Here is a 9,581-nt window from a genome sequence, read left to right on the forward strand (position 1 = left end):
TTGTGCCAAAATGATGATATGTGCATTTTGCCGTAAAAATGTCGTTTTACCTGCCATATTTGGCCCAGTCAGAAGCCAGATCGCCGCCGCATCATCCCCATCTGCCCCAAGCTGACAATCATTCGGAATAAAGGGCGTTTGCGCGGGCAGCATCATTTCGATCACTGGATGCCGTCCCTTATCGATCACATACACCGATTCTTCGCGCATATCTGGACGTACAAATTGGGCATCGCGTGCCAGAATCGCCGCCGCCGCCGCCACATCAAGCTCGGCCAAGGCTGTGGCCGCTTCGCCAATCTGGCTTGCCCACCCAATGACCGCTTCGCTCAAAGCGTCAAAAATCTCCAATTCCTTGGCCAGCGCTTTGCCTGCCGCCGCCGCCATATCGCGTTCCATTTCGGCCAGTTCGGTGGTGGTGAAACGCACCGTTTGCGCCGTTGTCTGGCGATGGATAAACAACTCTGACTGCATCAGTTTGTCGGCATGCGTAGCGCGCACATCAACATGATAGCCAAGCACGTTATTATGTTTGATTTTCAGACTGGCAATATTGGTGGCTTCGGCATAACGCGCTTGCAATGCCGCCATCAGACGGCGGCTTTCATCACGAAGCTGGCGCACATCATCCAGCCCTTGATCATAGCCAATGCGCACAAAGCCACCATCGCGCGCCAGAAACGGCAATTCATCCGCCAGCGCAGGCGCCAGCTTATCCGCCAATGCCAACGGCGCGACCAATTGTTGCAAAAGCGATTCCATCCCTGATGGCAAGGTGGCAAACAGCGCGTTTGTCCCAGTTTGGCTCATTTGAGTTTGGCTCATTTGAGTTTGGTTCATTTGGGTCTGGCGAACCAGCCCAACCACCGCTTCGGCAATGCGCAGCCCCGTTTCCAGCGCGGCCAGATCACGCGGGCCACCATGCCCCATGGTCAGGCGTGTCACCGCCCGTTGCATATCGGGAAGCGTGCGCAACTTGTCACGCATCGTCGCCATCGTTACATCATATTCGATAAACCATGATACCAGATCTTGCCGCGCCACAATCTCTGCTAGATCGCATAAAGGTGCCGCAAGGCGCGCTGCCAGCATCCGGCTTCCTGCCGCTGTCATGGTGCGGTCAACCGCATGTAAAAGACTGCCTTTGCGTTCACCCGCCAGCGTGCGCGTCAACTCAAGCGATCGGCGCGTTGCCGGATCAATCTCCAGATACACACTATGCGCAATCGCTTGCAACGGTTGCAAACGTGGCATATTGCCAATCTGTGTTGCCTCAATATAGCCAAGCAAAGCGCCTGCCGCCGACAGCATCGCCCGCGAAAAATCGCCATAGCCGTCAAGACTGCTCACACCAAAGAAATTTTGTAATGTTTGCGTACCAAGGCTGGAATCGAACATCGAAGGGGCTTGTTCGGTAATACATAGCTCATCTGCCCATGGCCAGTGCGTACAATCTTGCCCTTGCGGGACAATTAATTCAGATGGCGTCAGCCGGACAATGACATCTTCAATGCCCGAATTGACGCTATCATCATTGCTTGGGCTTTCATCCATTATAGCTTCGACAAAAAAGTCGCCTGTTGACATATCTGCCCATGCCAATGCCTGACTATCGCCAGCCCGCCCCAGCGCGGCCAGAAAATTATGCGCGCGCGGCTCCAGCAAATCATCTTCGGTCAATGTGCCAGGCGTCATCACCCTTACAACATCGCGTTTTAACGGGCCTTTGGCACCGCGCTGTTTCTGCGCTTCTGGGCTTTCTGTCTGCTCGCACACAGCCACCCGATGACCTGCACGAATCAGCCGCGCCATATAGGCATCCACAGCATGCACAGGCACCCCGCACATTGGAATATCTTCACCTTGGTTTTTGCCGCGTTTGGTCAGCGCAATGCCCAGAATCGCGGCAGCAACTTCCGCATCCTCAAAGAACATCTCGTAAAAATCACCCATCCGGTAGAACAGTAAACTGTCCGGATGCGATGCTTTGACGCTAAGATATTGCGCCATCATTGGTGTCGGCGCTTTTACTTTTGCTGGAACTGATGTAGAAAGTTGTGAAGCCATTATATTTTAAAGAATGCATCATCCCCCAAAACAGGACAAGGGGGCTTTATTCTTTGCCCCCCAAATGATTATGAAATACTATCTATCACGCCTATAGTGAATAAAATAGCGTTACCTATTTACCACTTACAATATATCATATCCCAGAGAAAAACTCATGACATCAAAAAGCAAAAACCTTGATAAAGAAGCGCTCCTTTTTCATGCCAAAGGTCGCCCTGGTAAGCTTGAAATCGCCGCTACCAAACCTCTGACAAGCCAGCGCGATTTATCACTGGCCTATTCGCCAGGTGTTGCCGCGCCTTGTCTGGCGATCGCTGAAAATGTCGATACTGCCTATGATTATACGGCCAAGGGCAATCTGGTGGCTGTTATTTCAAATGGTACCGCCGTTCTGGGACTTGGTGACATTGGTGCCGCCGCCGCCAAACCGGTGATGGAAGGCAAAGCGGTTCTGTTCAAAAAATTTGCCGATATTGATGGTATCGACCTTGAACTGGATACCAGCGACACGGATAAATTTGTCAATGCTGTGTCCTTGCTTGGGCCCAGCTTTGGCGGCATCAATCTTGAAGACATCAAAGCCCCTGAATGCTTTATCATCGAACAGCAGTTACGCGAACTTATGGATATTCCGGTGTTCCATGACGATCAGCATGGCACCGCCATTATCGCGGCCGCAGGTTTGATTAACGCGCTACATCTGACTGGCCGTGACATGAAAACGATCAAGATCGTCAGCAATGGCGCTGGTGCCGCGTCGATTGCCTGTGTGGAATTGATGAAAACCATGGGTGTACCGCACCAGAACGTCATTATCTGTGACCGTTCAGGTCCGATCTATAAAGGCCGCGAAGGTTCGATGAACCAATGGAAATCGGCGCATGCCGTTGACACTGACGTGCGCAGTCTTGAAGACGCCCTTGTCGGGGCTGATGTGTTTCTGGGACTATCGGCGGCAGGCGCGTTGACCCCATCAATGGTCAAGAAAATGGCTGACCGTCCTATCATCTTTGCAATGGCCAATCCGGTGCCTGAAATCATGCCTGATGAAGCCAAAGCCGTGCGTCCTGATGCTATTATCGCCACAGGCCGGTCTGATTTTCCGAATCAGGTCAATAACGTGCTTGGATTTCCCTATATTTTTCGTGGTGCGCTTGATGTACGCGCCAGCAAAATCAATGACGAGATGAAAATTGCCGCCGCCGAAGCGATTGCCATGCTGGCGCGCGAAGATGTGCCAGATTCAGTCGCCGACGCCTATGATGGTCAGACCTTGTCATATGGTGAAGATTATATCATTCCGGCGCCGTTTGATCCGCGTCTTATTTCGTCGGTTTCCTCAGCTGTTGCCGAAATGGCGATGAAAACTGGCGTTGCACGACGGCCAATTGCCGATCTGGATGCCTATCGCCGTGATCTGTCAGCGCGGCTTGATCCCACCGCTTCGACCTTGCAAACCATCTATGACCGCATCAGCGCCAAGAAAAAAACCGTTGTCTTTGCCGAAGGTGAAGAAGAAAAGGTCATCCGCGCCGCATTGTCATTCCGCAATGCAGGTTACGGTAATCCGATTCTGGTTGCCCGTGAACATCGGGTCAAGGAAACCATCGCCCGCCTTGGTCTTGAAGGTGCTGAAGATATTCCGGTCACCAATGCCAAAATTTCCGATCATAATGAAGACTATATCGACTTCCTTTATAAAAAACTGCAACGCAAAGGGTCGCTCAAACGCGACTGTCAGCGCATGGTCAATCTTGATCGTAATGTTTTTGCCGCCTGTATGGTCAGCATGGGGCATGCCGATACGATGGTCACCGGTCTGACGCGGTCATTCAAACCTAGCTTCGAACATGTAACGCGCGTCATCAATGTGGCTGAAAACAGCCAGTTCATGGCGGCGTCGATGATTGTTTCACGCGGACGCACGATTTTTGTTGGCGATGTATCGGTAACCGAACGGCCAAGCGGCGAGGAAATGGCCAATATTGCCGAAGCGATGGCTGCCAAGGCACAGCAGATGGGGCATCAGCCGCGCGTTGCGATCCTGTCCTTTACCAATTTTGGCAGTCCTGAATCTGCCATTGCCGCCGAATCCCGTCGCGCTATCGACGTTCTCAAAGCGCGCAAGGTGACATTTGAATTTGATGGCGAGATGAGTGCCGAGGTTGCGCTTGATTACAATTTGATGAAATCACGCTATCCTTTCTGCAATCTGTCTGGTCCAGCCAATATTCTGGTCATGCCAGGTCTGCATTCAGCGAATATTTCATACAAGCTGATTCAGCAAATTGCCGAAGGCTCGATCATCGGGCCGATGTTGCTTGGCGGTGAATATCCGTTCCAGATCGTCAATATGAGCGACTCGGTTCACGACATTGTTCAGGCCGCCGCCCTCGCCGCTTACGAGACCTTGCGCTAACCTGACTGTGCGTCCAAGGCTCTAACCTAAAGCGTTGCTGCCAATGCTTTCAGGTCCATTTGTGGCCGCGCCCCGATATGGGCAATCACCTCGCCGGCGGCAAGGCTGGCCAGCCGTCCGGACATTTCAATCGAATATCCGTTTGTGCGCCCATACAAATATCCAGCCGCAAACAGATCGCCCGCGCCTGTCGTATCGATCACCGCCCCTTGTGGCATGGCGGGAACTTCATATTGTGCATCCCTTGTACCATAAAAGGCACCTTTGGCACCGCGCGTGACAATCAATTCGTCAACCATCTGCACCAGTTCGCTTATGGCGTCTGGCACTGGCATTTCGCACAGGCTCATGGCTTCATCTTCATTCGCGAACAGAATATTGACATGGTCTTTGATAAAGGCACCCAGCGCATCCCGATGCCGTTCGGCACACCACGGATCCGATAAGGATAATGAAATCTTGGCGTCGTATTTTGTGGCCAGTTCGGCAGCGCGGGCGAAAATCGCTGGCCCATGCGGTGCATCAAACAGATAGCCTTCAAGATAAATAATTTTTGACGCGGCGATTTCAGTCTCGATCAGATCGGCTGGTTCCACCTCAATACAGGCACCAAGATAGGTATTCATCGACCGCGCCGCATCAGGTGTTACCAGAATAATTGACGATGCGGTGGCGGATCCATCCTGCTTTGGCGGATTGGCAAAGCGTACATTGGCGGCGGCAATATCATGGCTGAAACTTTTGCCCAGCACATCATCACGCACGCGTCCGGCAAATCCTGCTTTGCCTCCAAAAGCGGCAACACCAACTGCCGTATTCGCCGCCGAACCACCCGAAATCTCGGTAGGGGCATCAAGCGCGGCATATAATGTAGCCGAGCGCGGCGCATCGACCAGATTCATCATCCCGCGGCCAATACCATGCGTTTCCAGAAACGCATCCTCACAGGTCGCAAAGACATCGACAATCGCATTACCAATGGTAAGCACATCCAAACTTTTATCTGACATAATAATCCTAATTGCTTTACCCGCTTGATAAGCCCGGCTGAAATCTTGATCTCCAAGGCAAAAGGAACATAGGCAAGCGATATCTGATAGACAAGCACAAATGAACCATGAGATAAGTTTGATATAGATATTATGCCTTCAATTCAGGCCGCATTCGGTTTACATACAGCTTATAACGGTCATTCGGCCAAGGGACTTCATTAATGCTTTTGCCGCGTCTGTTTACTTGTTCTTTTGTCCCGTTATCCGTCATCAAATATACTGTCCTTGCTGGACTTCTGGTTGCCTGTCAGCCCCAGAATATTGCAACTAACGGCACCCCGACAGCCACAACAAAAGCTATAACCAAACCAGCCCCCACGCCCAGCAATGACACTGCCAATCTTATCGTCACCGAAACGGTCATAAAATCATCATCAGGTGCCAACAGCACCACAGGCACCACAGCCACAACATCTGGTCCCACAATTGTGGCATCGGTACCACCTCAGCCCAAAGGCAACACAGCATCTGACATCCAGCCTGACAGCATGCAACCGCAAGAGACCGTGCCCGAAATCGTACCAGAAATCGTGCCGCCAGCCCCGCCATCGCCGCCGCCAGAATTCAAACCACATACTGTTTTAGCAAAGCCAGATTCAGTTCTGTTATCCTTGCTTGGTACGGCTGACATCATCCGCACCGAAGGTCAGGTGAAAATATGGCAATACCGCCTTGATAGTTGTGTTTTCGATTTTTTCCTGACGCCTGAAAACGGCATTTATGCCGTACGCGACTGGGCGTATCGCGCGTCCATATTAGGCACCAAAGCCAACGAGCTGATCTGCCGCCGCGCACTGGCCAAAGACCGGATGCGGCCTGCCAGTGGCTAATCCAAATCCAGACGCTATCCGCAATACAGGACTTCAGGCGGTTTTATTGGGAAACAGACACAGATCGGCAATCTCACAGGTGCCACATTCAGGCTTGCGGGCTTTACATACATAACGCCCATGCAGGATCAGCCAGTGATGCGCGCCCTTTTTCCATATCTCGGGCACTCGCCGCACTAATTCCTTTTCGACAATTTCGACAGTCTTGCCAGGTGCCATACGGGTGCGGTTTGACACCCGGAAAATATGCGTATCAACAGCAATCGTCGGATGTCCAAAGGCTTCGTTCAGCACCACATTTGCGGTTTTGCGGCCTACTCCGGGCAACGCTTCCAATGCCGCACGGTTTTCTGGCACCCGGCCATTATGGCGCGTGATCAGCAACTCGGACAGGCGGAATACATTTTTCGCTTTGGTGTTGAACAGGCCAATCGTGCGGATGTGATAGCTGATTCCGTCAATCCCAAGCGCGACCATCTGATCGGGGGTCCTGGCGGCGGCAAACAGGCCTTTGGTGGCTTTATTCACCCCAACATCGGTAGCTTGTGCTGACAGCACCACAGCTACCAGCAAGGTAAAGGGATCGCTGAATTCAAGTTCAGTCTGCGGATCAGGCTGGCGTTTGGACAATCGTTCAAAACAGCGCACCATATTATCAAGTCGCATTTTCTGCGTCATCATATCCTCTATTTGGCCTTTAACGGTGTCTGTAAGTCACCAATTTGCCCAACTATTTTTACTGGCTATCTTGAAACAAACAGCTATCCAAGCGTAAAGTGATTTTTGGTATTCGCCAAGCGTCGCTTGCCCAAGGCGCATCATATTCACATGTTGAGTTCGTTTCATGCCTCAAAAAATTATTATTGATACCGACCCTGGCATTGACGATGCCATGGCCATTCATATGGCGTTTGCCGATCCACGCCTTGATGTACTTGGCCTGACCACGATCTTTGGCAATGTCACGATTGATATCGCCACGCGCAATGCTTTGGTGCTGGCCGAAATGGCACATTATAAAACCGCCATCATCAAAGGCGCGCCCATCCCGCGCCGCCGCCCGCTTGAGCCGCCTGCCGATTTTGTGCATGGCGCCGAAGGCTTTGGCGACGTGCCGCCAATCACCCCGCAAGGTACACCCGTCGCCGAGGACGCAGCGCGCTATCTATGTGAAACATGCGCCGCACATCCGGGCGAAATTATCATCTGCGCGGTTGGCCCTCTGACCAATCTAGCCGCCGCGCTTGATTATGATCCGGCGATTGTCGATCACGTAAAAGCTGTCGTGATCATGGGCGGTTCGGCCGCGCCGCATGGTAATGTCACCGCCGTTGCCGAAGCCAATATCTGGAATGACCCTGATGCGGCTGAATGTGTTTTTGCTGCCCGCTGGCCAGTGACCATGGTTGGTCTTGATGTCACCGAAAAAGCGCAATGCATGCCGGCTGACTTTGCCGCACTTGCCAGACAGTCGCCTGATATTGGCGGGTTTTTGAACGCGGCGACGCAATTCTATTTCGACTTTCATGAAAACAAAACGGGCATCCGTTCATGTTTCATGCATGACCCTTCGGCGGTGCTGGCGATCACCGACCCTGAATATTTTGACTTTGAATCTATGGCGCTTACAGTAATATGCGATGGCGATGATATTGGTCGTACCTTGCCTGTTGATGATGCCAGCCGCCCGATGGTTCAGGTGGCTATGCAGGTGAATGCCAGCGCGGTACAGGGCAAATTCACCCAGCTTGTTGCCCAGGCAGATAAGCTGAAAGCCAACCGGGCAACAGATGCCCAACGTTAAATGTCAGGGTTAAAAGACCAGTATTAAGATCTAAGATTAGGACACACCATGAACATTGAAACCGTAGATTATCAGGCCAATGATGCGGCTATTTCGCTACAACGGTCTTTGCGCGATACGGGCTTTGCCGTGCTTGCCAACCACCCGATCGCGGCGGATCGTCTGGCACGCCTTTACGATCTTTGGGGCGACTTCTTTGCCAGCGACGCCAAGCATGATTTCACCGTTCAGCCCCCGCGCCATGATGGCTTTTTTCCATTCCGTTCGGAAAATGCCAAGGATTCACCTATCAAGGATCTGAAAGAATTTTTCCATATCTATCCCGACTCGCCCGTTCCCGATGGGCTAGAGGATGAAACCCGCACTATTTATCGTGAACTGGTGACACTTGGCACCGAATTGCTTGGCTGGATTCAGGCACAGACGCCACCAGACATTGCCGCCACCTTCACCATGCCGCTTGACGAAATGATGTATGAAAGCCAGGAAAGTCTGCTTCGCATTTTGCATTATCCGCCAATTGTCGCCCCTGAACCAGATGCGATACGGGCGGCAGCACATGAAGATATAAATCTGATTACATTGCTTTTATCGGGATCAAAACCGGGGCTACAGGCGCGTGATGCACAAGGCACATGGCATAGCATTGCATGCGACCCGGGAATGATAACGATCAATAATGGCGACATGCTGGCGATGGCCAGTGGCAATTATTATCCGTCAACAACGCATCGGGTGATAAATCCTGATGTACATGCCAATCAATCGCGCTATTCTATGCCTATGTTTTTACATCCGCGATCCGATGTATTGTTACAGCCTGGCATGACAGCAGATAATTATCTGCAACAACGCCTCAAGGAAATTGGGCTAAAGTAAGACATTGGCCTGACGTAAGAAATCGGCCTGAGGTCAGGCTGGTGTTAATAAATGACTATCATTTTAAGGGACTATCATTTTAAGGGACTAGGGAGATATAAATGTTGAATAAATTTTTAGGGGCGGCGATCGCCCTCACCATGAGTACAACTGCCTTTGCCGCTGACTTTAAACCTGCTGTCATCTATGACATGGGCGGTAAATTCGACAAATCCTTCAACGAAGGTGTGTGGAATGGCGTCCAGAAATTTACTGCCGAATCAGGTGTTGAAGTGATGGAATTTGAAGTCACCAACGAAACCCAGCGTGAACAGGCCATGCGCCGCATGGCCGAACGTGGTGCCACTGTAATTTTGGGTGTTGGCTTTGCCCAGGCCGATGCGATTTCAAAAGTGGCGGCTGAATATCCTGATCGTCAATTCTCGATCATCGATGTGGGCTGGCTTGATGCGCCGAACCTGCGCCAATATGTGTTCAAGGAACATGAAGGAAGCTACATTGTCGGTGTTGCCGCCGCCAAAGCGTCA

General features: G+C 51.7%; 8 protein-coding genes. 5 read left to right on the forward strand and 3 right to left on the reverse strand.

The genetic code is table 11. The features are described 5' to 3' along the window. The coding region (mutS, locus tag ABNT28_RS08130; RefSeq protein WP_348721358.1) for a DNA mismatch repair protein MutS at positions 1–2,067 on the reverse strand (2,067 nt) is incomplete at its 3' end. 157 nt (positions 2,068–2,224) lie between these two features. Between mutS and ABNT28_RS08135 the strand changes: the two genes are divergently transcribed. Continuing rightward, entirely contained in the window at positions 2,225–4,489 is a 2,265-nt protein-coding gene (locus tag ABNT28_RS08135) for an NADP-dependent malic enzyme (protein ID WP_332924264.1), read from the forward strand. Between the two features lie 26 nt (positions 4,490–4,515). On the opposite strand, the gene ABNT28_RS08140 is transcribed toward ABNT28_RS08135, so the two are convergent. Continuing rightward, positions 4,516–5,499: an adenosine kinase gene (locus tag ABNT28_RS08140; RefSeq protein ID WP_332924265.1), complete on the reverse strand. Its 984-nt coding sequence runs from the start codon at positions 5,497–5,499 to the stop codon at positions 4,516–4,518. Between the two features lie 203 nt (positions 5,500–5,702). Between ABNT28_RS08140 and ABNT28_RS08145 the strand changes: the two genes are divergently transcribed. Further along, positions 5,703–6,371: a hypothetical protein gene (locus ABNT28_RS08145; protein WP_348721359.1), complete on the forward strand. Its 669-nt coding sequence runs from the start codon at positions 5,703–5,705 to the stop codon at positions 6,369–6,371. A 33-nt stretch (positions 6,372–6,404) separates the two neighbouring features. Here the strand turns inward: ABNT28_RS08145 and nth are convergent, their stop codons facing one another. Further along, positions 6,405–7,049 carry an endonuclease III gene (nth, locus tag ABNT28_RS08150; RefSeq protein WP_348721360.1) on the reverse strand — a complete coding sequence of 215 codons (645 nt, stop codon included), beginning with the start codon at positions 7,047–7,049 and terminating at the stop codon, positions 6,405–6,407. A 166-nt stretch (positions 7,050–7,215) separates the two neighbouring features. Here nth and ABNT28_RS08155 point away from each other — a divergent pair, with 166 nt between their 5' ends. The 3 genes from ABNT28_RS08155 to ABNT28_RS08165 all read left to right on the forward strand — a co-directional run. Continuing rightward, entirely contained in the window at positions 7,216–8,175 is a 960-nt protein-coding gene (locus ABNT28_RS08155) for a nucleoside hydrolase (RefSeq protein ID WP_332924268.1), read from the forward strand. A gap of 48 nt (positions 8,176–8,223) precedes the next feature. Next, positions 8,224–9,054: a 2OG-Fe(II) oxygenase family protein gene (locus tag ABNT28_RS08160; protein ID WP_332924269.1), complete on the forward strand. Its 831-nt coding sequence runs from the start codon at positions 8,224–8,226 to the stop codon at positions 9,052–9,054. Between the two features lie 101 nt (positions 9,055–9,155). Continuing rightward, positions 9,156–9,581, forward strand: a 426-nt coding sequence (locus ABNT28_RS08165) for a BMP family ABC transporter substrate-binding protein (protein WP_348721361.1), incomplete at its 3' end; no start/stop codon positions are given.

Origin of the sequence: uncultured Candidatus Puniceispirillum sp. (assembly GCF_963979125.1) — a bacterium.
Taxonomy (GTDB): Bacteria; Pseudomonadota; Alphaproteobacteria; order Puniceispirillales; family Puniceispirillaceae; genus Puniceispirillum.